Source organism: bacterium SCSIO 12741 (assembly GCA_024398055.1).
GTDB lineage: Bacteria > Bacteroidota > Bacteroidia > Flavobacteriales_G > Salibacteraceae > SCSIO-12741.
The window spans coordinates 3,091,400-3,117,760 of sequence record CP073749.1 but is presented as its reverse complement, the minus strand read 5'-3'; the positions used below and the strand labels follow the sequence as shown (position 1 = coordinate 3,117,760).

At 44.3% G+C, this 26,361-nt stretch carries 21 protein-coding genes and 4 pseudogenes; 15 read left to right on the top strand and 10 right to left on the bottom strand.

The window, feature by feature from the left end:
* Positions 1-38: 38 nt before the first annotated feature.
* The 6 genes and pseudogenes from KFE98_13255 to KFE98_13230 all read left to right on the top strand — a co-directional run bounded on the left by KFE98_13255 (position 39) and on the right by KFE98_13230 (position 7,488).
* Positions 39-758 (top strand): annotated as a pseudogene (locus KFE98_13255) (PKD domain-containing protein).
* Between the two features lie 234 nt (positions 759-992).
* A pseudogene (locus KFE98_13250) lies at positions 993-1,523 on the top strand (PKD domain-containing protein).
* Positions 1,524-1,877: 354 nt separating this feature from the next.
* Positions 1,878-2,222: pseudogene (locus KFE98_13245) on the top strand (PKD domain-containing protein).
* Between the two features lie 316 nt (positions 2,223-2,538).
* A complete protein-coding gene (locus KFE98_13240; GenBank protein ID UTW60984.1) occupies positions 2,539-3,873 on the top strand; it encodes a hypothetical protein in 1,335 nt (444 codons plus the stop codon).
* 122 nt (positions 3,874-3,995) lie between these two features.
* Positions 3,996-6,968 (top strand): gliding motility-associated C-terminal domain-containing protein, encoded by a 2,973-nt coding sequence (locus KFE98_13235; GenBank protein ID UTW60983.1) that lies wholly within the window; start codon positions 3,996-3,998, stop codon positions 6,966-6,968.
* 142 nt (positions 6,969-7,110) lie between these two features.
* Positions 7,111-7,488 (top strand): DUF3276 family protein, encoded by a 378-nt coding sequence (locus tag KFE98_13230; protein ID UTW60982.1) that lies wholly within the window; start codon positions 7,111-7,113, stop codon positions 7,486-7,488.
* On the opposite strand, the gene KFE98_13225 is transcribed toward KFE98_13230, so the two are convergent.
* From KFE98_13225 to KFE98_13200, 6 genes are all read right to left on the bottom strand, one after another.
* Entirely contained in the window at positions 7,485-8,399 is a 915-nt protein-coding gene (locus KFE98_13225; GenBank protein UTW60981.1) for a DUF1853 family protein, read from the bottom strand. The two genes, KFE98_13230 and KFE98_13225, sit on opposite strands and share 4 nt — an antisense overlap.
* A gap of 75 nt (positions 8,400-8,474) precedes the next feature.
* Positions 8,475-9,320 (bottom strand): DUF4249 domain-containing protein, encoded by an 846-nt coding sequence (locus KFE98_13220; GenBank protein UTW60980.1) that lies wholly within the window; start codon positions 9,318-9,320, stop codon positions 8,475-8,477.
* Positions 9,321-9,325: 5 nt separating this feature from the next.
* Positions 9,326-11,122, bottom strand: coding sequence for a TonB-dependent receptor (locus tag KFE98_13215; protein UTW60979.1), 1,797 nt, complete (start codon positions 11,120-11,122; stop codon positions 9,326-9,328).
* 44 nt (positions 11,123-11,166) lie between these two features.
* Positions 11,167-11,421, bottom strand: coding sequence for a hypothetical protein (locus tag KFE98_13210; GenBank protein UTW60978.1), 255 nt, complete (start codon positions 11,419-11,421; stop codon positions 11,167-11,169).
* Positions 11,418-11,657, bottom strand: coding sequence for a carboxypeptidase-like regulatory domain-containing protein (locus tag KFE98_13205; protein ID UTW60977.1), 240 nt, complete (start codon positions 11,655-11,657; stop codon positions 11,418-11,420). The genes KFE98_13210 and KFE98_13205 overlap by 4 nt, the downstream gene beginning before the upstream one ends.
* Positions 11,658-11,874: 217 nt before the next feature.
* Positions 11,875-13,137: a T9SS type A sorting domain-containing protein gene (locus KFE98_13200; protein UTW60976.1), complete on the bottom strand. Its 1,263-nt coding sequence runs from the start codon at positions 13,135-13,137 to the stop codon at positions 11,875-11,877.
* A gap of 158 nt (positions 13,138-13,295) precedes the next feature.
* On the opposite strand from KFE98_13200, the pseudogene KFE98_13195 reads away from it, so the two are divergent.
* From KFE98_13195 to KFE98_13185, 3 genes and pseudogenes are all read left to right on the top strand, one after another.
* Positions 13,296-14,893, top strand: a pseudogene (locus KFE98_13195) (S41 family peptidase).
* A gap of 290 nt (positions 14,894-15,183) precedes the next feature.
* The gene (locus tag KFE98_13190; protein UTW64706.1) at positions 15,184-15,486 is read left to right on the top strand and encodes a DUF1573 domain-containing protein; all 303 of its coding nucleotides are present in this window, start codon (positions 15,184-15,186) and stop codon (positions 15,484-15,486) included.
* Between the two features lie 37 nt (positions 15,487-15,523).
* Complete coding sequence (locus KFE98_13185; GenBank protein UTW60975.1) at positions 15,524-16,339, top strand: DUF3108 domain-containing protein; 816 nt, start codon at positions 15,524-15,526, stop codon at positions 16,337-16,339.
* On the opposite strand, the gene KFE98_13180 is transcribed toward KFE98_13185, so the two are convergent.
* Positions 16,336-16,971 (bottom strand): response regulator transcription factor, encoded by a 636-nt coding sequence (locus KFE98_13180; GenBank protein ID UTW60974.1) that lies wholly within the window; start codon positions 16,969-16,971, stop codon positions 16,336-16,338. The genes KFE98_13185 and KFE98_13180 overlap by 4 nt on opposite strands.
* Before the next feature lie 119 nt (positions 16,972-17,090).
* Here KFE98_13180 and KFE98_13175 point away from each other — a divergent pair, with 119 nt between their 5' ends.
* Positions 17,091-17,663, top strand: coding sequence for a class I SAM-dependent methyltransferase (locus tag KFE98_13175; protein UTW60973.1), 573 nt, complete (start codon positions 17,091-17,093; stop codon positions 17,661-17,663).
* 39 nt (positions 17,664-17,702) lie between these two features.
* A complete protein-coding gene (locus KFE98_13170; GenBank protein UTW60972.1) occupies positions 17,703-18,725 on the top strand; it encodes a WYL domain-containing protein in 1,023 nt (340 codons plus the stop codon).
* Here KFE98_13170 and KFE98_13165 read toward each other — a convergent pair.
* A complete protein-coding gene (locus KFE98_13165; GenBank protein ID UTW60971.1) occupies positions 18,722-19,180 on the bottom strand; it encodes a hypothetical protein in 459 nt (152 codons plus the stop codon). The genes KFE98_13170 and KFE98_13165 overlap by 4 nt on opposite strands.
* Before the next feature lie 121 nt (positions 19,181-19,301).
* Between KFE98_13165 and KFE98_13160 the strand changes: the two genes are divergently transcribed.
* From KFE98_13160 to KFE98_13150, 3 genes are all read left to right on the top strand, one after another.
* The gene (locus KFE98_13160; protein UTW60970.1) at positions 19,302-20,066 is read left to right on the top strand and encodes a 1-acyl-sn-glycerol-3-phosphate acyltransferase; all 765 of its coding nucleotides are present in this window, start codon (positions 19,302-19,304) and stop codon (positions 20,064-20,066) included.
* A gap of 82 nt (positions 20,067-20,148) precedes the next feature.
* Positions 20,149-21,570 (top strand): TonB-dependent receptor, encoded by a 1,422-nt coding sequence (locus KFE98_13155; protein ID UTW60969.1) that lies wholly within the window; start codon positions 20,149-20,151, stop codon positions 21,568-21,570.
* Positions 21,571-21,661: 91 nt separating this feature from the next.
* Positions 21,662-24,208 (top strand): T9SS type A sorting domain-containing protein, encoded by a 2,547-nt coding sequence (locus tag KFE98_13150; protein ID UTW60968.1) that lies wholly within the window; start codon positions 21,662-21,664, stop codon positions 24,206-24,208.
* Positions 24,209-24,249: 41 nt separating this feature from the next.
* On the opposite strand, the gene KFE98_13145 is transcribed toward KFE98_13150, so the two are convergent.
* Positions 24,250-24,708: a hypothetical protein gene (locus KFE98_13145; protein UTW60967.1), complete on the bottom strand. Its 459-nt coding sequence runs from the start codon at positions 24,706-24,708 to the stop codon at positions 24,250-24,252.
* Complete coding sequence (gene hisC / locus KFE98_13140) at positions 24,709-25,812, bottom strand: histidinol-phosphate transaminase (protein ID UTW60966.1); 1,104 nt, start codon at positions 25,810-25,812, stop codon at positions 24,709-24,711. It abuts the gene before it with no gap.
* Positions 25,813-25,929: 117 nt separating this feature from the next.
* On the opposite strand from hisC, the gene KFE98_13135 reads away from it, so the two are divergent.
* The gene (locus KFE98_13135) at positions 25,930-26,352 is read left to right on the top strand and encodes a hypothetical protein (protein UTW60965.1); all 423 of its coding nucleotides are present in this window, start codon (positions 25,930-25,932) and stop codon (positions 26,350-26,352) included.
* The last annotated feature ends 9 nt before the right edge of the window (positions 26,353-26,361 follow it).

Genomic DNA, 26,361 nt, shown 5'->3' with positions numbered 1-26,361 from the left:
GATATTGTATTATATTTACGATAAGACAATTTTTGAAAATGAGATTTTACAAACACCTGGCCTCATTAAGTATATCACTGGCTATCACTACATTAAGCTACGCTCAATACTGCACCCCAACAGGAAACTGTACCCGAAACGACTTCATCAACGAATTCAGCATGCATACCATTTCGAACCTGAATACTCAGGGATCGAATTGTGGAACCTTCCAAAATCCAGGAACGGCATACTCGAATACCGGATTAAGTGCTTCTGTGGAACAAGGTAAATCCTATTTCATGAGCGTTCGCGGAAATTCTGGATTTGCTCAACCTCAGGGATTCGGTATCTGGATCGACTTTAACCAAGACATGGATTTTGACGATGCAGGAGAGTTTGTATCCTCTTCTCCTTTTCCAACGAATCAAGATTTTACAGACAGCATCAAAATTCCACTTACAGCCAAAATAGGAACGACTCGAATGCGGGTTAGATCGCTACGAGCCAATATTGTGAGTTCGACTCAATCGTGCTCTACTTTCAACACCGGAGAAACCGAAGACTATACGCTCGTCATTACGGCAGCTCCTATTCCACCCGTTACCGATTTTGAAGCCAAATCCACTTTTTCATGCAATGGTACCGTTGAGTTTTTTGATTTGACACCCAATCAGGTTACCTCCAGACTGTGGGAATTTGGCGATGGAACAACCGACACAACAAAAAATCCAGTGCACAATTACTCCAGTGGAGGAACGTACACGGTTAAACTAACTTGTATCAACAGCTTTGGTTCTAAAACAGAAACTAAAATCAACTACATTACAGTAAGTGCTACTTCTGGTCCGATTAATCCGAATTGTACACCAAAAACGATTTCGTCAGCTGCTGGCTTTGGAATTCGCTCGGTGCAGTTTGGTTCAATCTCTCAATCCAGTCAAGATGCAACGGTTGGCTACGAAGACTTTTCCTGTGTTCAAACGAACGTAACGCAGGGAAGCACCTACACCATGACACTTAGCGCAAACGGTGCTCCGGCTAATCAAAACTACAGAGCCTGGATCGACTTTAATGGTGATGGCGTATTTACTTCTCAAGAAAGTGTTCTTTCCGTTGACAATGCGACCAGTGCCAGTGCCCCAGTGACTATTCCTCCAGGAAGCGTACTCAACAAACCGCTTCGCATGCGGGTGGCCGCTGTCTATTATTTGACAGCACCTTCAGGAGCTAGTTATACTTCCTGCTCCGACTTGACCAATGGACAAATGGAAGACTACAGTGTTTTGGTTGCTCCTAATACCTTACCAGCTGTAGCTGATTTCAAGACTGATCAAACGAAGAGTTGTGATGGTGAAGTTCAGTTTGACGACCTATCTCAAAATGTTCCCACCTCCTGGAACTGGGATTTCGGAGATGGAAATTCAAGTACTCAGCAGGATCCAAAACACACCTACTCTGCCAGCGGAACTTACACCGTTAAACTTTCAGTAAGTAATCAATTTGGAACCGATTCCATCACCAAAACCGGATACATTACAGTAGATCTTTCTTCCAATGTAAAAGCCGCTTGTGTTCCTAAGTCCCTTTCTCATCGTGACGATTATGGAATTCACTACGTGTTGTTCAACTCGATCAACAACATTACCCAGGATGGCCGCGAAGGATACCAAGACTACTCTTGTAATTTCCAGGATACGGTAGAGCCCGGAATAAGCTATAACATCGAAGTAAAAACGGGTGGATTAAACAAGGAAGATGTAACCGTTTGGATTGATTTCAATAATGACGGAGCATTCAACGAAACCTCTGAAAAAGTATTTACCTCAGTAAATGATACCATTCACAAAGGAACCATTTCCATTGTTTCGGCTGCCACGACCAACACTCCTCTTCGAATGCGAATCACTTCTGATGTAGTAGGAACTCAATTGAAATCCTGTGACGATGCGACTTATGGTCAATCTGAAGACTACGCGGTTTACGTAAAGCAATCGGGATCAGGTCCACAAGCACCTACTGCCAGTTTCTCAGCGGACAGCACCAAGGTATGTAAGGGTAAAGTGAAATTTACAGATGGTTCTTCCAACTCGCCTACCTCTTGGTTGTGGGAATTTGGTGATGGAAGTACCAGCGTATTGAAAGACCCTACCCACCAGTACACCGCTCCGGGTATCTACACGGTGAAATTGACTTCATCCAACACCCATGGAAGCGATACTGAAACCAAAACAGCCTTTATCGACTTTGATGAAGTGTACTGTGGTGGTAACCCAGATGGTATTGAAGAACTTAGTGAAAATCCTTTCCATATTTATCCGAATCCGACCCAAGGTCAACTGAACCTGTCTATTGATAAATCGGATGTTCAAAAGTTCAGTATCCGCATCCTATCGGTACAAGGACAAATTATATATTTGGGAAGCATGGAGCTGGAATCCGGTTCTATCCAAACCCTTGATCTAAGCGGAGAGCAACGAGGGTTGTACTTTGTTGAAATTCAAGCAGGAGAAGAGGTTTACCTGCACAAAATTATGCTGAATTAAAAGGCTTCGATTGTTGAAAAAGAGACTTTTCATACTGGGCCTATTTATAGCCCTTTTGTTCGGAGCTAATCGCTCCCAAGCTACCCACATTTATGGGGGTGATATTTCATATGCTTACTTAGGTGACACCTTAGGAAATCAGCACGCATACGGCATTTTGATGACCTTGTATCTGGACTGTAACAGTCCAAACTGGTTGCGGCCCGGTGGTGGTGGATTTCCAAGTGCTACGGTAACCATGAATGTATTTGAAGGTGCGGTAAACGTAACCTCTCTTCCCTTATCCTCTCAAGTCGGGGCTTTTACCCTGTTTTTGAATGATTCGGTGGAAGTAAAGAGTAACCTGCCCAATGGTTGCCAGAACACCAACAATGTTTGTGTGTACAAGGTTACCTATACCGGTGTGGTGGTGGTGCCAACCTCATTTGTAGGTTATCACTTCATTTACGATCGATGCTGCCGAACTACCTTGACCAATATTAACGTACAAGGCCAGAGTACAGGAACGCTCCTTCACGCCTGGACGGCCTCAACAAGTATCAAAAACACCTCACCCAAATTCCGGGATTTAGATTTTCCCTTTTTGTGTCAAGGCGATACCAACACGGTATTGAACCTGGCTCAGGATATTGATGGACACCAATTGAACTACTCTTTCTACGAGCCATTTGATGGTGAGTCAGGAGGTCCAAACCCGCCCGGACCTTACACGGGTGCCTATGCAGCCTGGCCTCCGGCACCGGTTAATTACCAAACCGGATTTAGCTTGAATCAGCCCTTTGGAAATGGTGGCTTCGCCTCGGTAAACGGACTTACTGGGTTTACAACGCTCTACTCCCCCATTACAGGAACCTTTGTTGTGGGCGTGGAGGTCAAAGAAATTGATCAGAATGGATTTACCGTTGGTGTCATTCACCGGGAATATCAGTTCCCCGTATTGGCCTGTAACGATACCAATACTACGGCACCCGTTCTTCAAACGGCACAAACCGATTATGTTATTGATGCCGGAGACTCCCTATGTTTTGACATTGTTTACCACGATGCGAATGGAACATTGGGATGGATTTACTCGGTAGATGGAGCCGTATTTAACCCTCAGTTTACCAATCCTGCAGCAACGCTTTCTACCCCAACGATTACTGGAGATAGTTCTCGTCAATCTTTCTGCTGGAATACTTCATGTGCTCAAGGGAGATCAACGAAATACTACTTCTCAGTAACTGCGGCTGATTCGGCTTGTTTGCCTGGAGTGACCAACTCCATCTTTTCCATCGAAGTAAAACCCTTTGACGGCCCCAACAGATTACGGGAACCTCCAGCCTTTGTGCCGGAACTGCCAGTGTAACCTACACCACCGATTCCATTGCTGGCGCAACCTATACCTGGAATGTTACGGGTGGAACTGTTGTAGGTGGTGGCACCGGAAATACGGTTACCGTAGACTGGGGTAATGGCCCCGGTGGGAACGTGCAGGTATTTGCTACGAATAAGTTTGGATGTGTAAGCCCCCCTGTCGATTTACCGGTATTTGTCTCCACTTTTGATGTGAGACCCGGTGCGGATCGAAGCATTTGTTTGGGCGACACCACCACATTGGGTTCAACTGGTGCGCTTCCTACGGCTCCTGCTGGATTTGGTATAAAATGGTCACCCAGTTCGAGTTTGAGCGCTGATACGGTTCAAAATCCACGAGCATTCCCGACCAAAACAACGACCTACATCATTACGGTAACTGATACTACTGGCCTATGTAAAGTAGTTGATTCTGTAACCGTTACCGTTCAACAGAATCAAAACGTAACGGTGAGCAACGACACGACGATTTGTGAAGGTAATCAGGTTCAACTGAATGCTTCCGGTGGGGTGCAATACCTCTGGTCACCGGCTGGATCGGTGAGTAATCCGAACATTGCTAACCCGATGACCAACATTACTTCGACTACGAAATTCTTTGTAACGGTTACGGATACCGCTGGAGGAACTTGTCCTTCTGTAGATTCCGTATTGGTAACCGTACATTCTCAAAATACCATAGATGCGGGGCTGGATTCCAGCATTTGCCAAGGCGATACGCTGATTATTGGCGGCAGTCCAACTGGACCCGTAGGTTCGACGTTTAGCTGGTCACCGGCCACTAACCTGAACTCTACCACCATCGCCAATCCTAAGGTAACGGGTGCTACAACAGGTGCTGTTCGGTATAAGGTTCAAGTAACTACTTCGGCCAATTGTACGTTTACCGACTCGGTGTTGATAACCGTAGATACGGTGCCCGTGGTCAATCTAACGTCTTCGAGAAATCCAATTTGTTTGGGAGATACGGCTACGCTCACGGCAACAGGTGCGGCTACCTATAGCTGGGTGCCCAATTCTTTACCCAATGGACCGACTCATCGGGTGAGCCCATCAGACACCATGATGTACATCGTATTTGGAACGGATGGAAACTTCTGTATGGCTTCGGATACTTTGACTTTGAATGTCAATCCTCGTCCGGAGATCAACATTCCTTTTGATTCGGTTTTCTTGTGCCTCGGTGATACTTTGACCATGACCGCCACTAAGGGAGCTGCCTCATATACCTGGACTCCAAACAGCACTATCCTTCCAAACAACACCGTGGATTCTGTCCGTGTTTTCCCAAGTTCAAACACCACCTACCGAGTGGCTATTGTGAACTTGAACGGCTGTGATAACATCGATTCAATTTTTGTAGAAGTAGACGATACCGTACCTACCGAGGCCGGTCCTAATCTGGATATCTGTTTTCCAGACACCGTTGCCTTGGGCGGAAATCCTACCTCTCCTCTATTCAACACTACATTTAGCTGGACTCCGATTGCTGATCTGGATAATGCCAATTCTGCCAATCCAAGAACATTTACTTCAACGGACCGCCAGTATATGGTAACAGCTACCAACGGATCTTGTATTGGTCGTGACTCTGTTATGGTTACGGTAAAACCTAAACCCACTATTACTTTCACGCAACCGCGTTACGAGATTTGTGCCGGCGATAGTATCCAGATAGATACGACAAGTACTACAGGTGGAATTACTTCTTATAGCTGGTCGCCAGCCACGAACATTTCCAGTCCTTTTATTGCTAATCCTTTCGTATTCCCAAGTACTTCTACTGTTTATACAGTTACGATTACGGGAGGAAATAACTGTCAGGATACTGCTCAGGTTGAAATTGATGTGACCACTCGATTGAATGTAGATGCTGGAGTGGATACCTCAGCTTGTAAGGGTGATTTGATTCAATTACAGGCTACAGGTGCGGTAAACTATACATGGACTCCATCCGCTGGATTGAATGACCATCAAATTGCAAATCCCGTAGCTACGATCGATTCCACCATCAAATATGTGGTAATGGGTACAGACAATAAGGGCTGTCAGGGTAGCGATTCTTTGATCATTACGATGAACTCTTCTCCAACTGCAGATGCTGGGGGACCATTCATTATTTGTACCGATACGGTGACTTCGATTCAGTTGGGCGGAAATCCATCAGGTCCTGCCACAGGAAGATATTCCTGGTCTTCTCCAGAGGTATTGAACAATCCGAGCTCACCAAATCCGATTACGACCTTTACTCAAAATCGCACTTACTACATGTTAGTTGTGGATACGGTGAGCAACTGTTCTGCCTCTGACTCAACCGAAGTCGTGATCTATGGATTCTCAGTAACGGCTGAAGACATTGAATGTAACGGAGATTCGTCACAACTTAAAGTGACCAAACAACGTGGTACTGCTCCATATACTTACCTCTGGACTCCAAGTACCAATTTGAGCAACGATACTATTGCTAATCCCGTTGCACGCCCCTCCTCTACCACCTCTTACCAAGTTGTGGTAACGGACCAAAACGGATGTAAGGATTCGACAAGCGCTACTGTGTTCATCAATAACGCGGTTATCGCCGATTTTGATGTCGTTGTTCATGCAAATTGCGATCAGGCCTTGGCGGTTACTAATAACCGCTCCAGCAATGCCGATAACTACCTTTGGTATGTCGATGGAAGCAGATTTAGCACCGACTATGATGTTCAGGTACCGATGAGCTTTAATGGTGTGCATACCATTACTCTCGTGGCCAGTAATAATGGAAGCTGCCGCGATTCATCGAGTCAAACCCAGAATGTGCTGGCCTTTGACGACTATTTCAATGGTAACATCCCTAACGTATTTACTCCGGACGGAGATGGAATCAACGATGTGTTCGACATTCAATTGGGTCAACGCCTGGAGCAATGTTCTAACATATCTATCTATAACCGATGGGGTGAATTGCTATTCGAATCGGTTGAGAACCACCATACTTGGGACGGTAGAACCTTTACCGGAGAAGAGTGTGTTTCGGGTACCTACTTTTATGTTTTGGAGATTAACGGCACCAAATACCAGGGAAGTCTGACTTTGCTGCGTTAGAATCAAGGAAGCCTTCTTCCTTTCATAACTTATTATAAATCAACCATCCAGCATTTACAAAGTCCCTCCAAAGGCTTTACAATATTTTTGTTAGATTTGTTGTAGTGGGCTCAAATCCCTCAGCAAAATACGGGAAAGGAAGATGGAAGAGAAAGATAGTTTTGACGGATCCAGACAGGAGGAAATTTACGAAAAGGTAGTACGTGCAGGAAAGCGAACCTATTTTTTTGATGTGCGGGCAACCCGCAAAAAAGATTACTACCTGACGATTACAGAGAGTAAAAGAAAGTACGATCAAGACGGTTCGCACTTCTACCAAAAACACAAGATATTTCTTTACAAAGAGGATTTTGAAAAATTCGCTGAAGCCTTAGGTGAGGCGGTCAAAAAGATCATCAAACTCAATCAGGAGTCGAGCCACCAAATTGAGGATAACGTAACCAGTCAGTTTACGGATATCAATTTTGAGGATTTAGATTCGGCTGAAGCAACTGAACCCGCTGCCGCCGAAAACGATTAAGAAGCCTGATAGTCATTAGGCCATCGATTGCCTACGACAAATCCCCTGCTTACTTCTTGCCACTTACCAGATGAGTAATTCATTTCTGCTATCATAAATGAGAGCGATGATGAAGCGTATTCGTCCAGGTAGTTTTGCTTTAACTCTACCCCATCCCAAATATCTTCGTCAGTCGCTTCTTGCGGGGAAAACCAGTCTTTCTTTTGAATCGGTAACCAATACCTGTTTCTACCACCATGATCGAAACGGTCCATATAACTCCACCACCCTTTTTGATGATAAGGATTGATTTCCGGGAACTGGGGAGTGGACTTCCAATTATAATGGAGGGGATAGAACAGCATCCCTTTAAGCAGCATTTTAGGGCTAACCTCGTGCAAGCCGATCTGATGCAAGGCCCTTAAACCTTCCGGCGTTTCTCCCAACTTCAATTGCCGCCCACGCATTTTGACCAGCTTTTCCTCCAAGGTGTCTTTTGGAAAAGTGCCTTTCCACCCGTTCAGGCCTTCATCAGGTTGAAAAAGCAGGTAGAACTTAACAGCCACTTCCCAATGTTCATCTCTTCCACTAAGTTGATTGTAAACAATGAAATCAAACTCTCCAAGGGTGGTTTTACCCGATTTCACCTGGAGTCCGGATGCTTTTAATTGAACCATGGGATCATGTTTCAACCAGATGGCCATTAACCGTTCAAAATAGAAGCCTAATCGCGGAGGAGCATTCTGCTCCAGGCTGGCTAAGTCCTTCTCCAATTCCTGAGGATTACTGCTCCAGATGGCCTCCATTCGCTTGGCGGAATCCTGTAGAAATTTATCCTCCAAGATCAACGAATCACCCTGCAAGAGAGAACTGGATTCAAGCATCCAAAAGAAATCACGGGCCACCTTAGACGGCAATAAAGTATGAAACATGGACTAAAAAAATACGACAAAAAAAACCGGAAGTGGTGTGCTTCCGGTTTTCCTTTTTATTCTTTTTTTTCTCTATTAGTATTCATTTACGTCAATTCCATAATCCATAGGAGCCACATTAAAAAAGCCGATGGCATTGTTGCTCATGTTGGTTGGAATATTGGCAGGAGGACCATCAAAAAGGCCTCCTCTATTCGTTTGCTGAGACATGGCCGAAAGGAATTCGTAGTACTCTTTAGAGATGCTGTACATCTCCATTTTCACCAATGAACCAGTGGGTATCTCAGCGGTATCGATAAATCCGAAGATCTCCCATCCTTCAGCTGGACTGCGCCCATCTACAAAGTCATCCGCCGCATACGACCAATCGTTAAAACGAGGAGTCATATCTCTCCAGGCCGTATCAGGCTTCTTTACATAGTACTTCCAAAGGTAGTGGTCACCCAATCCCGGGTTTTCCTGGGCGAACAATACCACAGAATATTCAGGAATATCCTCGCCAGTTTCGAAATCAGGATTCTCTACCAATCTCAGCACCACGCTATCCACTTTTACCTTAATCGGTGCAGAATCGGTTCCTTCGTATACTTCGCCGTCTTTTTCAATACGCAAGGTGTACGTCTTGCTCGGCTCAATGCCCATCTCTGGAGTGTAATAAAGACCATCCCCTTCCTGGATAACAGGCCAGGTAGTTGTTCCATCCGTAATAGTTACTGTAGCACCATCCACCATTGTTGCCGATTGAGTTTCGTAATAACTCGTAGTCATCGTCAATTTGACCGGATGCTTCATCACCGAATCCGTCAATGTAGCTTCCACCACAATTCTGGATTTCTCGGAATTCAATTCAAAATCGATGTTCTCCTGACATCCGGTTAGTACCAGTGTCAATACGGCTAAAAATCCAATTAATCTTTTCATTTTCATTAGAATTTGAAGTTCCAGGTAATAGATGGAATAATGGAGAATAAATAAGTCTTACGGGCCACTGGCTCTTTTGTATCAGGATCTTCAACAAAGCTCACCGTAAAGGCATTCTTACGTGCGTAAACGTTGTAGATGGAGAAGTTCAGGCTGTTTTGCCAGCGTTTCTTCTCATCCTTAGTTAACTTCCAGTTCATCCCAACATCCATACGGTGATAGTCAGGCATGGTGGCATCGTTTCGGTTCGAGTAAACTGGAGCAATTTCTCCAGCGTATCCAAATTTTCCGGTAGGAGCCGTAACCGGTGTTCCGGTATTGTATACCCATGTTGCGGAGAAATCAATTCTCTTGTTTAGCGCGTAGTTCATCACAATGGAGGCACTGTGTGGACGGTGATAACTGGCTACATAAGTTTCCCCGTTGTTGATTCCTGGAGTTTCTCTTACCGCTCTGGATAAGGTGTAGGAAATCCATCCGGTCAGTTTTCCTTTTTGCTTTTTCACAAAAACTTCCAAACCGTAAGAACGCCCCTTACCTTGTCTGATCTCTCCTTCGATGTATCGATTCAGGAGAATCTCTGCATTATCCACAAAGTCTACCTGGTTGTCCATCCACTTGTAGTAAACTTCAACCGAGGTTTCAAACATGTTTTTATTCAGGTTTCGGAAATACCCTAAGGCCACCTGATCAGCAATCCCTTGCTTTAGGTTCGGGCTACTGGGCATCCAGATATCCAATGGAGCTCCACCAGCCGTATTGGTTGCTAAGTGCAGGTATTGGTTCATACGGTTATAAGAAGCCTTAACCGAACTCACATCATCCAACGAATACTTCACTGCCAAACGTGGCTCTAAACCCGTGTAGGTGTTGTAGATTTTTCCACTGCCATAAGCATTGTAACCTGTTCGGTTCAAATCTTGGTCAAACGTGTACACCGTATCCTTACCCACGTTACTAAAGGTTGAGAACCTCAAGCCATAAAGTACCGATACACGGCTTCCGATTCGTTGCTCATTACTTACATACACTCCATTCTCCCAAGCATAGCGGTCAAAGAACTTGATCTCATTGAAGGAGTCATTATCCTTACCGGGAACAATTTCGGCTGGCTTGAAATGGTGGTAAGTACTGATGAATCCAAAACGAACCGTGTTCTTGGAGTTTAAGTACCAGGTGTAATCATTCTTTAAACTGTAGTCAATAATTTTTGAAGTCCAATCAAAGGCACCAGTACCGGAAGGAACTCCCAGGCTGTAGTCAAAGTTGGAGTAAATCATCGTCAAGTTAGAGAATACCTTTTTGGAGAAGATGTGGTTCCAACGAGCCGTAACGGTTCGGTTACCCCATCCCATTTTGAAAAGATCCGCAGCTCCCAGAACGTCGCGACCCATGTAGGCTGAAACGAATACCCGGTTGTTGTCGTTGATCCTCCAGTTTACCTTACCATTCAAATCGTAGAAATACAATTGACTTTGGCTTCGGATATCACTACTTGGATAAAGTACTTTTAAGAAAAGGTCACCATAGGTCCGTCTACCAGACACAATGAAGGAAACTTTATCCTTTACGATTGGGCCTTCAACGGTAAGGCGGCTTGAGATCAACCCAATTCCACCACTTACGGATAAACGCTTGGAGTTCCCATCCTTCATGCGCACATCCAGTACCGATGACAAACGACCTCCGTAGCGAGCAGGAATCCCTCCTTTAAAGAGCTCTGCATTTTTGATCGCATCCTGATTAAATACTGAAAAGAAACCAAACAGGTGAGCCGCATTGTACACCGGAGCCTCATCCAAAAGGATCAGGTTTTGGTCCAGTCCACCACCGCGTACGAAGAATCCTACGGATCCTTCACCACCGGATTGAACCCGGGAAGCAGCTGTATCGCACGGATAACATCCACTTCACCCATCAGGGCTGGAATCTTTTTAATCGTCTCCATTTTCATGTTGACGGTACTCATTTGAATCCTTTCTACGTTTTTGTTTTCGGCTTCACCGATAACTTCAACTTCCTTTAAGCTTTCCGCATTAGGAGCTAATTCAACGTTTAAGGTCATGTCCTCCTTCAATTCCACCGTTTGGGAGTTGGTCACAAATCCCAAAAATGAATATTCAAGTGTGTAAGTTCCGGGGGAAGAGATACCGAGTAAAATCCGTAAATATTGGCTGCAGTTCCCGTTCCCTTTTCTTTGACAAAAACAGTGGCTCCAATTAATTCCTCTCCAGTTTCGCCGGATCGGATGTAACCACTTAACGTGACTTTTTGTGCGAGGGTAGTTAGTGAGATGAGCATTAGCCCAAGCAGGCTAAGCACTTTGAAAAATTTCATTTCTGATCTATAAATTTTGGCCAAAAGTAATGGCAAATTAGTTGCCGATTAGGCCTTTAACATAAAAATCCATTGATGTTGTTCGCCGGTCATTTAACCGGATAAACGGCAGAAAATTGCCAGGTGGGATAGAAAAATTTTCGGGTGTCATTTTTTCTGGTTTTTGGAATTGTTTAACCAAAAGACAACCGAGAAGCACCATCCCCCTATTGGGGGATCATTTTTTTATAAATTCTTTTCGAATCCACCCGTCTTGAGATTCAATAATAAGAAAGTAACTGCCAGTTGGCAAGGCGGTTACATCCCATTCTATTCGGGTAGAAGTTTTTTTAGAATTCAACTGAAATTGCTTACCAGAAGCATCCAAAATCTGAACATTTTTAATCTCTTTTTCCGATTCCAACACCAAAGTCTCAGTGGTCGGATTGGGGTATAAAATCAGTCCATTTTCAGCCTCTTCAATTCCATAAACGGTAGAAGGCTTGTCCTTAATTTCTACATCTTCAAACGCGGATGCAGATACACAACCGGTTCTGGCCTCAAGATCGATGCGGTGGTTTCCAGAAGTGGTGTATATGTGAACCGGATTAACATCCTGGCTGGTGGTTCCATCATTAAAATCCCAGAATAACGAATCGTATCGACTTCCTGCTGAAAAGCACTTCACGGTATCGCCGCTTACCTGTACGGTGAAAGTTGCTTCTGCTGTATCGTGAATGATATTCCAGGTCGGAATGCTGTCGAATACGGTAAGAAAAGCGGCTTTTTGAAGACTATCCGCATCGTGTACTTGCATACCTGCAGGATAACTCGCTCCAATGGGACTTTTGTTGAACAGTACCGCATAAAAGGTACAAGCCGCCAAATAGCTTCCTTCTAAATTTGGGTGACTTTCATCCTGGGTATAGAGTTCCAAGGCGGGCCAGTTGTCTCGTGCATATTTCCACGCCATGCCCACAGGAGCAACCCAAGCATCGTTGTCCAAGGCCATTTTCACATAGTTTTTACGAAGCTCCATTTGCATCCCATCATAGGTACAAAGTGGAGGATAGAATTGGCAGTTTTGAGCATCCCCATTCTTACGTCCCCAGGTCATAAAGAATACGGTCTTTGCGCAAGGACCGGAATTGTGGATCGAATCAGCCAGTTGTTTAGCGTAGGGAAATACCTCCGATTGTACCTGAGAGGCGGGAAAAGAAGGCTCTTGACTCTGCGCCTGAACGATAACATAGTCCCAAGGTCGGGCCGAAATCTTACCCAGGCCAGTAGCATCACCAGCATGTTGCCTTAAGCGATACCCTCCGGGTGTATGAGAATCGTGAATAAAGGTGTCGCCCTTCGACTGGGCGATATCTTCAATAAGTTGAGGTAAGTTATTTCCGAAGGTATAGCTGTTCCCTAAGAACAATGCTTCCTTTTTATCCTGAGCAAAGCCACTAAACGCAACTAGGCATAGGAATACTAAACCAAAATGTTTCATCTTAAAATCGTGCAAATCCAATGCGAAGGTAATCAGGACGTTTGAGCTGGTACCCGTCGATTTGCGAATGGGTTAACAGAATTTACCAAAAGTGGAATGGGCGGCACAGGGCTGGGCACAAAGCTTGCTATATTTGCTGATTACATTCCTGATAGATTATGAAATTGATTTTCCGTTTCAGCGTCTTTTCGCTGTTCCTCCTTCTTTCTCATGCTTCTTTTGCCCAAGATCGGGCTTCGGAGGCTTTGGGAAAATTTAATACCATGCTTTCCATCATTTCTCAAACCTATGTGGATTCTGTCGACGAAATGGAATTGGTGGATGATGCCATTAAAAAGATGTTGGAGGATTTGGATCCTCATTCGATGTATATCTCGAAGGAGGACAAACAAAAAATGAATGAACCTTTAAGAGGGAATTTTGAAGGTGTAGGTATTCAATTCAACATTATCCGCGACACAATTTTGGTAGTGGCTCCCATCGTTGGAGGCCCCTCTGAAAAACTGGGTATCCTGGCAGGAGATAAAATCATCACCATTGAAGGTGATACGGTAGCCGGCGTTGGGTTTAAAAACTCTGATGTGGTAAAAAGCCTACGCGGTAAAAAAGGAACGATGGTTAATGTAGGAATCTATCGTCATGGAGAAGATGACCTGCTTGAATTTCGCATCAAGCGAGACAAAATTCCGATTTACAGTGTGGACGAAGGTTACATGGTCAACAAAACGACCGGTTATGTCCGCGTTACCCGATTTGCAAGAAACAGTACGGAAGAACTGATTGCTCAAATCAAAAAACTCGAACAAGAAGGAATGAAAAACCTGGTGGTTGATCTTCGTGGCAACCGTGGTGGTTACCTAAGTACAGCTCAAAGCATGGCTGATCAGTTTATTGATGGTCGAAAGCTTTTGGTGTATACCCAGGGGCGAGCATTTCCAAGAAGTGACTTGAACGCTACACCAGGTGGACAATTCAAAACGGGGAAATTAGTCGTTTTGGTAGACGAAGGTTCTGCCTCAGCAAGTGAGATCGTTTCCGGTGCCATTCAGGATTGGGATAGAGGGCTTATCGTTGGTCGCAGAACTTTTGGAAAAGGATTGGTTCAAAAACCCTTCCCCTACCCGATGGTTCTGAAGTGAGAATGACCATTCAGCGCTACTACACTCCTTCGGGACGTTGTATTCAAAGACCGTATGATGAAGGTGTAAAGGAATACCACAAAGACCTTAGCAAACGATTGTCTGGCGGCGAGCTGATGTCAGCGGACAGCATTGATTTTCCTGATTCCCTGAAATTTGAAACCCGCATTAACAAACGTACCGTATACGGTGGCGGTGGAATTATGCCCGACATTTTTGTTCCCGCTGATACGACAGGACGTTCTGACTACTACTTCAAGCTGTTGCGCAAAGGTGTTTTCAACCAATTCTCCCTCACCTACCTGGATCAAAACAGAGATCAGCTGGCTGCTGCTTATCCAGACAAATACGGATTTGTAAATGATTTTCAGGTGGATTCGAACCTCATCAAACAATTGGTGGCCTACGGAGAAAAACAAGGTGTGGAATACGTTGAAGAAGACTACAACACCTCTGAAAAGCAAATTAAAAACCTGCTTAAGGCCTACCTCGGTAGAGGTTTGTTCAACAGCGGTGTTTACATTCAGGTATTGAACCAAAATGACCCTACACTTAACCAGGCTATTGAGGCCATTGAAGGCAAAACCTTCAACAAATTGAAACTGGAATACAAGTAACCTTTTTATACATTTACATTCGAAATAACAGAACAGACATCATGAAAGAAACACTGGAATACATCAAGATCGGCCTGCTCGCGGTGATTGCTGTGGGCGTTGTATATTCTTCTTTTATCAAAAGCCCTTCCAAGGGTAAAAGAAAATTAAGACCGGCAGCCGCAGCCGTCAAAAATGACAATTTTACTCCTCCATCGCCAGCTAATGACCTAAGCGTAAAGGTGGATCCTAATCAAGAAAGCGGAAGTTCCAGTACATTCAACAGTACCTCGGTTTCCTGGGATGGTGACATGCACGATTTTGGAACGGTTAAGCAGCACACAGAAAACGTTCATATTTTCAATTTTACCAACACGGGTTCTACTCCATTGGTGATTGAAGATGCCAAAGGTTCTTGTGGTTGTACTGTTCCAGAATACCCAAGAGAACCGATTGCTCCAGGTGCTACAGGTGAGATTTTGGTTAAATACTCTCCTGGAAACCAGATTGGGCAGCAAACGAAGACAGTTGTAATTACGGCCAATACCGAGCCTAAAGTGACCAATTTGTACATCAATGCGGTTGTAGAAGAAGCTCCAGACCCTGCGCTGTAAGATTAACATACACTCATTTATTCCCCGCTCCAACTGGATGACTTCAGGTTGGGCGGGGATTTTTTTTGCTCTGCTGTTTAACTCAGCGGTTGCACAACAACTGTTACCTCCTGACTCCGTTTTTGAACCCGGCGAACGAATCGATTATCGAATTGCTTATCACTGGGGATTTGTATGGGTTGACGCTGGAGAAGTGAGTTTTACGGTAGATTCCATTCAATACAACCAACAGCCTGCCTACCTACTTACCGGAAAAGGGAAAACCCTGGCCAAGTGGGATTGGTTCTACAAAGTTCGCGACTTGTACCAATCGACCACAACCATGGGAGACACCATGGCTCCGCTTGAATTTATCCGAAAAGTGGAAGAAGGAAAAACCTTTATCGACTACGAATACCATTTTAATCACGAAGAGCAACTGGCCTACAGTAAAAGGACTTTTAAGGATGGTAGCCTTAAAAGGGATACCCTCAAATGCACACTGGACGTATCTGATGTGCTCTCCATGATATATGTGGCCAGACGAATCGATTTCTCCCAGTTTAAGGACGGAGACAAAATTCCAATCCGGGTACTGTTAGACAATGAGGTCAACGACTCCTACATCCGTTTTTTAGGAGAAGAGGAAATTGAAGTAGACGAAATGGGCCTGATCCGTTGTTTTAAGTTTCGTCCCTTGCTCATTGAGGGCACCATATTTAAAGGAGGGGAAGATATGTTGGTCTATGTCTCAGCAGACCAAAACCGAGTACCGGTTATGATTGAGACACCCATTCTGGTGGGCTCTATAAAGGCCATTGTGGCTAAAACGGAAGGAACCCGAAGTCCTTTAAAATTCACTCCTGAAGATTAGGACTCCACCTTGATTATTGAGGCGGTATAAGCATACCGAATCAATTCAGCCGGAGTTTTGAATTGGAGCTTATTCATGATGTTTTTCCGGTGGGTATTAACGGTGTGAACGCTTAGGTTCAATTGTTCCGCTATTTGAACGGTTTTCAATCCATCACAAATCAATTGGATTATCTCCAATTCCCGTTTAGTGAGCGAAGTGGGATCACAAGACTCTGAAGCGGGAGAGCGGTCTACGATCTCGTTCAACACCTTGTTGCAAAAGAACTTTTCTCCATCCAGCGTAGATAGAATCGCTTGTTCAATTTCGTCAGCGCTGCACCCCTTGGTCAAAAAGGATTGAACTCCATTCTCGATAACCGAAAGAATGTATTCTTTTTTCGGACGATCGGAGATGGCCAAAAGATGCGCTTCAGGAGCAAGGTTCCTGATTTTCCGGTACTGGGCAGGCTTGGTCAACTCCAGTGATTCAGGATCAAAAACCAGAACATCGGGGGCTCCCTTTTGGAGAGTAACAGTCAGATTATCCAAAGAGTCGACGGTTTCGATATGACTCTCCGGAAAATACCGTTCAATTAATACTTCGATTCCCTCACGTGATACTGGGTGCGCGTCCGCAATAAGTAAATTCAAATTCTTCCTCAAAATCTCAACAAATATAGAAGGACATTTCCACTCTTCATTTCTCAAACTATTAAGAAGTCTAAATACCCAGTTGTCCGTATCTTGGTTCTCTATAGAATCGAACGTTCATGGAAAAATCCTATTACCACAATCCAGAAACAGTTGAGGAGTACATTCGTTTAACGGAGAATATAAATGGGGGTGAGCTTATTGCGAAATTGGGCACCTTCCTTCCTGAAAAATCAGCCGTCTTGGAATTGGGATCAGGCCCAGGCAACGACTGGGCGATTTTGAGCGAACATTTCAACGTGACGGGATCAGATCAATCGGTGGAATTTATCAAACATCTTCATGCCCGGTATCCGGAGAGCTCTTTTTTGAACCTCGACGCTCGAACGCTCGACACCAATCTACCTTTTGACGCCATTTACTCCAATAAGGTACTGCATCATTTAACCGATGCCGAGTTAAATCAATCCCTAAGCCGACAGTGGGAAATTCTGGAGGACCAGGGAATCATTTGCCACAGTTTTTGGAATGGTGAAGGAGAAGATGACTTCAAGGGACTCTATGTGAATTATCACCATGAAGTTGGGCTTAAGGAAAAGTTGGAACCCCAATTCGAAATCATTCACCTTGAACTTTACGCTGAATTTGAGGATAACGATTCCCTGTTTTTGATCGCTCGTAAAAGGGCTTGATTTAACCATCCGAGTTATTTTTGAAAAAATCCTTGTAACATGCCAGCAAACAAGTATGCCTTGCTCCGCTACCGTATCCTAGATAAGCGCATCAGAAATAAGTACAAACCCTACCCTACCAAGGAAGATCTACGTCAGGCTTGTGAAGATCACTTATACAATAGTTTTGGAGAGCGCGTCTCAGAATCAACCATTGAGAAGGACCTATTTGCCATGCGCAACGAAGAAGGTTTAGGTTACCTGGCACCCATTAAATACTCTCGAGAATACGGAGGATATTACTACACCGATCCGGACTACTCTATTGACGATTTGCCACTCAATGAGGAGGATATGGAAGCTTTGAAATTTGCGGCCACCACCCTGTCTCAGTTTAAAGAGATTCGCATGTTTGACCGATTTGGCTCAGCGATTGACAAACTCATGGGTCGATTGTCGATGGCCGTTGAAAGTGAACAAGAATCGGTGGATCAATTTGTACAATTTGAAAATACACCCACGGCCCGGGGAACAGAATACTTGTCCAGTTTATTGGAAGCCGCGCATCAGCAGGCTGCGGTTAGAATGAAATACCAAAGCTTTACGCATCAGCAAGAAAGTTCTCGGATATTCCATCCATACCTGCTTAAAGAGTTTCGCCATCGCTGGTATGTAGTGGGCTTTGATGCCGATGGTGAAAAGATAAAAACCTTTGGCCTGGACCGGATAACAGGTATAGAACCTATGGGATCCAAGTTTGAGGTACGTGAGGCTTTTGAACGTGACAATTTCTTTAAGCATACCCTGGGCATTACCACAGGAACCGAATCACCTGAGCGTGTTCGCTTGTCCTTTACTCCTTCTCAGGCTCATTACCTGAAAACTCAGCCCCTCCATGAATCTCAGCAGATTTTAGTGGATAATGACAAGGAAATGCAGATTGAACTGCAGGTAGTGGTATCCCACGAACTGATTATGCAACTGCTATCCTTTGGAAAACAGGTACAAGTAATGGAACCCAGCTCACTGGTCCAGAAAATTCAAAAAATACTACAGGAAACCTTAAACCAGTACTCGGCTTAAGCTACAACACGAGAAGCGCCAAAAGCAGGAACTTTTCCTTCGCGAATCAAACGAGCCACTTTTCTCTTATGCTCTTCAAACTCACCAAAGCAAAGTGCATCCAAAGCTTCTTCACGAGTCAATTCGTTGTTACCAAGAGCGGTACGAATTTCACCCAAGCAACGGTCAACGTACATTTCAAAGCGCTCAGGAGCCCAGATGTAATCGAACTTATGCCAATCAGCAACTGTTCTATCAATCTGAAATTCTTCGGGCATGTCACCAACAATTCGTTTCTTAACAGTAAGCCCCTCAAACTTTTTAGGGATCAAACGATTGTCAAACAGGAAAGGCTTACTTACCGAAATAGCATTTTGCCTACGAGCATGATCCACAACGACCATACCTTCGATAATCAATCCCTTTTTCGTCAGATGCTTGTACTTTCCCTGAAACCTGTCCAGAATTTGTAACATGGCCATAATTTTAATGCAACATTTTAAACCTTACCGCGAAGCGAAGACTACAAATTTATTAACATTGCCCTAGCAGCCAAATAGAAAAAGGTCTTTATTGTTAAAATTCTGTTATAAATAGATGTCAATTCTCAAGCAAGATGCGTTCGGAACCCCACTGATGGTCAAGCGATTACTGATCATTATTTTTGGCATGATTGCCTTTCCGAGACTCTTTATTTTTAATCGTTCTGTGGTGAAGGGAATGGAGAATTTGCGCAATCTCCCCGATCACAACGTGCTTTTCGTCTGCAACCATCAAACTTATTTTATGGATGTGGTTTTGATGTATGCGGTGTTTAGCGCGAACAAAAATCGGACGAAAAATCTCAATCTTTTCTACTACGCTCTCAATCCGATTCTCAATTTCTATTATGTGGCCGCCCTGGAAACCATGCGATCAGGAATATTGCCCAAATTGATGTCGTATACCGGAGCTGTTACCATTAAAAGAACCTGGAGGGAAGCGGGCAAATCCATTAAGCGTAAAGTAGACCCCAAAGACCTGGAGAGCATTTTTAAGGCCCTCGACTCTGGGTGGGTAACCACCTTTCCCCAGGGAACTACTAAACCTTATTCTCCGGGAAGACGCGGTACCGCCTTTTTGATCAAGCATCAAAAACCGATCGTAGTACCTCTGGAAATCAATGGATTCCGTAGAGCCTTCAACAAAAGTGGATTGTTCATGAAAAAGCGCCGAACAGAGCTTACCATGGTAATCAAAGAGCCCTTGGAACTGACCTATGAAGAGTCTTCAGAAGAGATCATGGAGAAGATCATGAACCAAATCGGTCAATCTGAAGAATTCTACCCCGGAGGCGTAGAAGTGGAACCCAAAAAAAATTAGCTCTGACGCCGATTTTTTCGAATAATTTAAGCCCATCGTATTAGGATAAAGCTGAAATTTGCAATAACAAGCTTAGTAGAAAATGAGTATTCCCGGAGAACGGATTCCGAACACGAGAGAGAAAGCCTTAAAAATCAACCTCAGAAGAGACATTTTTGGTTCATTTGGTGAAATTGGTGCAGGTCAGGAAGTGGCTAACCATTTTTACCGGGCTGGTGGAGCAAGTGGAACGATCGCTTTTAGTCTTTCTGCTTACGATATGAAAATATCGGATTTCATCTATGGTGAATCGGAGCGCTATGTGTGCGAACCACGTTTGGTTCAAATGCTCAACTTCGAATACAAGCTTACTACCCGAAAACTGGAACACCGTGCGGATCAAACCCGCTTCTTTACGTTTTCGAATACAGTAGAGGTTTTAAACTTTAAGAAAACGAACCAAGGCCATGGCTGGATTGGAATCCGTTTTCAGTTGAATCCACGCACCGCACCTAACGAATGTGTGATTCACGTTAACCTCCACGACAACGATCAAAAACTGCAACAAAATGCTTTGGGTATTTTAGGAGTAAACTTGATTTATGCCTGTTACTTCTACAACCATGACCCTAAGCTTATGCTTAAATCCTTGATGGATAATCTCTCTCGAAATCGAGTTGAGATTAATACCTTCCGCCTTACAGGTCCAGACTTCGGCCACATCGATAATCGATTGATGGCACTGAGACTGGTAAAATTTGGGATGACTGAAGTAGCCATTTTCGGACCTTCCGGAGATGTGATGCAACCTTCTGAAGCTTTCTACAAGAAAAATGTAATGATGCTTCGAGGGCGGTTTAGACCTGTTACCCATGTCAACATCGATATGCTCAACACGGGGCTTTCTATGTTTAAGAAAGAGGAAGATGTGGACGAGGATAAACTGCGAGTGGTCTTTGAATTGACCCTCAAAGATTTAAGTGCCGATGGTACGATCCGAGACAAGGACTTCCTTGATCGGGTGGACATTCTCTCCAGACTGGGACATACCGTAATGATTTCCAACTACGTGAAGTACTACAAAGTGGTTCAGTACATGTCTCGTTTTACAGCGGGTCGAAAAATTGGAATGATCCTGGGTATCTCCAACTTGCAAACCATTTTTGATGAGAAGTACTACGAGAATCTACCGGGTGGTATTTTCGAAGCCTTCGGAACCGGATTTGGTACCAATGTGAAGATGTACGTCTACCCTGCCCGATTGGCCAATAGTGAGGAATTGACGACTTCCGTGAACATGGATTTGATCCCCAGACTTCAAGGACTATTAAATTACCTACGAGACAACAACAAATTGTCGGACATTGAAAACGTCAATACCGACATTCTTCATATTGTTTCTGACCGGGTACTTGAGATGATCCGAAATGGTGAATCCGGATGGGAAGAACTCGTCCCTGAAAAGGTGGCAGATTCCATCAAGACCCAAGAACTTTTTGACTACAAGCCGAGCTTGGTGCAATAGGGTTTTACGAAACCAACAATTGCCTTTGCATATCTCCCCAACCGCCTGTTTCTTTGGGGAGTAAATATGGGTATATTAGCTCAGTTACATTATGCGCTATATTCTTACCTCCATATTAGCGATTGCAGCCCTGTTGCTTTGGTGGCAGCAGACCGAACTCATGCTCCAGGCCGATCCTGTGCCAGAAGCCCGAGAAGGAACCGTTGTTGTTTCGCACGAAAAGAGCTCCTTTAACCGAATCATGCGTGAGCAATGGATTGAATCCATGCATCGCGCTGAACCAGGAACAGATTGGAGAAATCAAGACCTCACTTTTCGCATTCGTCAATCGTTTAACACGGCTTCAAGATCTGCATCTTCTTTAGATACGGTACACGACGGAGAATGGTTTGAGCGAGGTAGCAACAATCAATCCGGGCGGATGGTGTATGCCCTATTCAGTCCAGATAGCCAACTTATCACGGCTGCTTCGGCGGGTGGAATCATTTGGGAAGCCGACATTGACTTACTCAACTGGCAACCTTTAAATGATCAATTTCGGATCAACAACATTGTGTCCATGGCCCATGTGCAGGTAAATGGTCAACCGCGTTTGGTAGCCGCATCCGGAGACCGGGCCGTATACTACTCCGACGATCACGGAAAAACCTGGAGCCAGTCCAGAGGATTGGAAAATCTATCCAATTGGGGGTCGGTTCATCAAATGACGGCCTGCTACAACAAGTCTCTTTTTATGGTTTGTAACGAATGGGACTATACCAATTGGGTAAGCATCAATAGCCTTTACTACTCCCCAGATGGCGGAGAAAACTTCCAGTTGGTTTCGAGTTATGATCCCAACCGATATGGCCCGATCAACTATTTTGACTTACATACCATTGCCCAATCCGATACCTTTTCCCTGTTTTTGTTTCGGGATTCCATTTCGGTTTTGGATGGAAAAACCGGAGCTATTCGTCCACACGACAGAGTGCCTATTCGGGCCTTTGGTCAAGGCATGCTCACCGGAACCCGGAACAACGATTCCCTAAAGCTCTTTGCCTTTATTGGAGGATACTTCTACTCTTCCAATGGTAGCGGTAAACAATGGGCTTTCAGAGGAAATACAACCCAAACTCCATTTCGGGTAAACAGTTTTAGCTCCAGCCAGGTGGACACAAGTGCGTTGTTTTTCGGTGCTGTAGAATGTTTCCGCTCTACCAACGGTGGTCTGGATTTACAGAAAATCAACTCCTGGCAGAACTACTACGATCATGTAGAAGATTCTCTTCACGCGGATATTCCTTTTATTGGAAGGTTTGAAGATGATCAGGGCAACGAATTTCATCTGATTGGAACGGATGGTGGGTTGTACATTTCTCGAGATCAATTGCAATCGGTAAAGAACCTGAGCTTGCAATACCTCAATGTTTCCCAATATTATTCAACCTATTCTACCCAAAACGGAGAACCCTGGATTTATGCAGGATCTCAAGATCAAGGATTTCAGCGCAGCAAACAAAAGGAACAGTCTATTCTCAATTATGATCAGGTAATAAGTGGAGACTATGGGCACCTCGGAAGTAATGACGGAGGAAAGTCTATCTGGATTGTTTATCCCGGCTTTGTAGGATTCTACAAAGATGCGCGCCAAGACAACCATTTGGCCGCCAGTTGGAGCTTCAATCAGCAAATGGAAAGTTCGTTGTGGCTTCCACCCTTGGTTGCTGATCCTGACGTAGCCAATAAGGCTTACCTCATTGGAGTTCATGACAAAAATGACCCGGATAAGAAGTCAAACATCATTGAAATGACTTTTAGTGGAAGCTCCATTACAACCACAACCCGAACGTATAATTTCAATCTTTCTCCGCAAAAGGATGAATACCTCACGGCTCTTGCTATTTCACCTATAGAAAGCAAAAATTGGTATGCGCTAACGAATAAGGGCAACTTCTTTTTCTCTATTGATGGAGGTAAACAATGGAGTCGATCGGCCTTCTTTACAGGACCAGACCCCCATTACTTCTATGGAGCGTCTATTTACGCTTCCCGATATAAGGATCAAGAAGTATGGGTGGCAGGAAGTGGTTATTCCAACCCTCCTGTTTATCGGTCTTTAAATGGTGGCCGTGATTTTACTCCGGTAATTGATAGCCTTCCTCGTACCTTGGTTTATGACATTACAGGAGGTGGCCAGGACAGCGTCATGTATGCGGCAACGGAAGTGGGTCCCTATGTGTGGCACTCCAGAACGAATCGCTGGTATGAAATGAGTAAGAACCAAGCTCCCGATCAGGTGTATTGGTCGGTTGAATTTGTGGAAAGTGAAAAATTGGCCCGCTTTGGAACTTATGGTCGTGGAATTTGGGATTTCCAAATTGATACTCCGGTGATTAACTTTATCCCTACTCCAATTGCCGTTTCCAAAACCTGGAAATTATACCCCAATCCGGCTGATCAATACATCCACATCACCACGGAAAATCCGGAAGATGGTTTGACCATTTCCCTTTTCGATCAACAAGGAAAAAGAGTGCTTGAACAAACACTCCCCTCTGGTCAAGAGAAAATGGTAGATGTAAGTGGCGTGTCACCAGGAAACTACTTGTTGCATTCGCCCGGATATGCCACTCAAAAGGTTTTAATTCAACGGTAAGGAATTCTCTTTCTGTAGAAAATCAGTGCTCGTATAAGGGCTTAGTTGGTCTGCTTCAAACTGGTTATGAATCCACTATTCACACGAACCGAGTCGTTGGTGGTAATGCTGTAACCTGTGAAATAGAAATTACCGGAAACCTGGTATTTATCATTCACCAATTCCACATCGGTTAACTCCAGCCGACCAAACGTAACCGCGTATGGGTTCTCCTGAAAATCGAGGTATTCAATGTGGTTGTTATCCAAAGGGTCGTAGGCCTTGGGAGAAGTTGCCAGATCATAGAATCGGGTTCGTGCACCGTTGTTGCCGAAAATGGTAATTCTAAGCGTGTTTCCATTGACACGAGTACCTGATACCACCTCCAAGTTCACTTCAGCAATATCATAGGGCACCTGATTCACGTTCATCGCCACAGCCTGGTCGTTGACCTGATCGTCCTTCTTACAGGCCGAACATCCCAGCAAAAGAATTAATCCAGAAAGGGCGAAAAACTTCATTTATGACAATTGAACTTTGCACTCCTTTAACGCATCTACGCACAATTGGTTCTCTTCTGGCAATCCAATCGTGATTCGAAGGCAATGAGGTAGACCAAAAGCGGGCAATGGACGAACAAATACTCCCTTCTTCAACAATTCATGAAAGTAAGCCTGGACCTGATCTGCTGAATCCATTTCAAGCATCACAAAATTTCCATAACTCGGCACATGACGAAATCCCATTTCATCCAATGAAGCGCAAAACTTCTCCATTTCCTGGGTATTGTTGTCTATGGTTTTTGCGAGAAAAGCTTCATCCTGAATAGCTCCATTACCGGCAGCCTGGGCCAAATTGGAAGGAGCAAAAGTCAGCTTCACTTTAGCCAAAGCTTCAATCAAAGCTGGCTTAGCCAAGGCATAACCAATTCGGATCGCTGCAATTCCATACGCTTTGGAAAAGGTTCTCAAGGTGATTAAGTTATCGTAATCCCAACCAGAAGTATCCGGATACTTGGGGCTTATGTCTCGGGCAAATTCAAAATAAGCCTCATCTACCACCACAATGATGTGGGAAGGAATCTTATCCAAAAAGCTGCGTAGCTCATCTTCTTCAATGATTGCACCAGTTGGGTTATTTGGGTTAGCGAGGTAAATCGCCTTGGTTTTAGGTGTAATGGCCTGGTAAAGCGCATCGGGATCAAAACGGTAATCGCTAGTAAGTGGTACCGTATGTACGGGCACCTTATTGGCCTTGGCCCAAATGTACACAGCCACAAAGGTTCCGGTACAGGTCAACAATTCTTCTCCAGGTTTGAAAAAGGCATTGAAGAGGTTATTAAAAATCTCCTCAGATCCATTTCCTACAACCACCTCATCAACCTGACGCTGGTTTAGTTCAGCAATACGCTTCCTAAGCTCCAAACTTACCGGATCAGGGTATACATGCGAGTTTCCAAGAACTTTTGACACTTCCTCCAAGGCCATGGGTGAAGGGCCAAAATTGTTTTCATTGTTCCATAAAACCGCGGTTTTATCCAATCCCAAATCGGCGATAATTTCTTGAATGGGTTTTCCGGGTTTGTAACTCTTTAGTTCGGTAATGTTCTCAGGAATTTCGATCATTTTGAATGCCGTATTTTGGGTACCAAAGATAGTTCAGAAAGCCCAATTCTACGGGCACTGCACCCAATTAGCCAGTGATATGAAGCTCAAGAAGATAAATTTTGATTCCTTTGTTCTATGAACGACCCCTTCGAAAAAATCCGCAACAACAAGAAATCCTTACTCGCCCTCTTTATCAGGCTCGCCAAAGCTGACCAAAATGTGGACGATACAGAGCATTTTTTCATCGAGAATATGCGGCAGCGTTTAGGTATCGATGAAGCGGAAATGAAAGAGATTTGGTCCAGTTCTGAAGATTTTGAATTTGACCCGCCCCAACTTGAAAAGCACCGAATGACCATCCTATATCAAATCCTTTACCTGACCAAGATCGATGGAGTAGTGACTAAAGAGGAAGAGGAATTTGTCCGCCAAATTGGCTTTAAATTGGGCATTCATCCGAATCTCACCGAGGAATTGATCGGAGTCATTAAAAAGTACCTGGATCAAGACTTGCCTACCGAAGAGTTATTAGGAAGGGTGAAGAAGTACATGAATTAGTATTTTCAT

What these genes read in the sequence shown, in the direction of transcription:
- KFE98_13220 (UTW60980.1), bottom strand. Translation starts at nt 9,320, where the DNA reads ATGAAAAGATTAATTGGATTTTTAGCCGTATTGACACTGGTACTAACC.
- KFE98_13145 (UTW60967.1), bottom strand. Translation starts at nt 24,708, where the DNA reads ATGAAGTTTTTCGCCCTTTCTGGATTAATTCTTTTGCTGGGATGTTCG.
- KFE98_13170 (UTW60972.1), top strand. Translation starts at nt 17,703, where the DNA reads ATGCCAGCAAACAAGTATGCCTTGCTCCGCTACCGTATCCTAGATAAG.
- KFE98_13150 (UTW60968.1), top strand. Translation starts at nt 21,662, where the DNA reads ATGCGCTATATTCTTACCTCCATATTAGCGATTGCAGCCCTGTTGCTT.
- KFE98_13135 (UTW60965.1), top strand. Translation starts at nt 25,930, where the DNA reads ATGAACGACCCCTTCGAAAAAATCCGCAACAACAAGAAATCCTTACTC.
- KFE98_13165 (UTW60971.1), bottom strand. Translation starts at nt 19,180, where the DNA reads ATGTTACAAATTCTGGACAGGTTTCAGGGAAAGTACAAGCATCTGACG.
- KFE98_13200 (UTW60976.1), bottom strand. Translation starts at nt 13,137, where the DNA reads ATGAAACATTTTGGTTTAGTATTCCTATGCCTAGTTGCGTTTAGTGGC.
- hisC (UTW60966.1), bottom strand. Translation starts at nt 25,812, where the DNA reads ATGATCGAAATTCCTGAGAACATTACCGAACTAAAGAGTTACAAACCC.
- KFE98_13155 (UTW60969.1), top strand. Translation starts at nt 20,149, where the DNA reads ATGAGTATTCCCGGAGAACGGATTCCGAACACGAGAGAGAAAGCCTTA.
- KFE98_13175 (UTW60973.1), top strand. Translation starts at nt 17,091, where the DNA reads ATGGAAAAATCCTATTACCACAATCCAGAAACAGTTGAGGAGTACATT.
- KFE98_13190 (UTW64706.1), top strand. Translation starts at nt 15,184, where the DNA reads ATGCACGATTTTGGAACGGTTAAGCAGCACACAGAAAACGTTCATATT.
- KFE98_13185 (UTW60975.1), top strand. Translation starts at nt 15,524, where the DNA reads ATGACTTCAGGTTGGGCGGGGATTTTTTTTGCTCTGCTGTTTAACTCA.
- KFE98_13230 (UTW60982.1), top strand. Translation starts at nt 7,111, where the DNA reads ATGGAAGAGAAAGATAGTTTTGACGGATCCAGACAGGAGGAAATTTAC.
- KFE98_13160 (UTW60970.1), top strand. Translation starts at nt 19,302, where the DNA reads ATGTCAATTCTCAAGCAAGATGCGTTCGGAACCCCACTGATGGTCAAG.
- KFE98_13205 (UTW60977.1), bottom strand. Translation starts at nt 11,657, where the DNA reads ATGAAATTTTTCAAAGTGCTTAGCCTGCTTGGGCTAATGCTCATCTCA.
- KFE98_13225 (UTW60981.1), bottom strand. Translation starts at nt 8,399, where the DNA reads ATGTTTCATACTTTATTGCCGTCTAAGGTGGCCCGTGATTTCTTTTGG.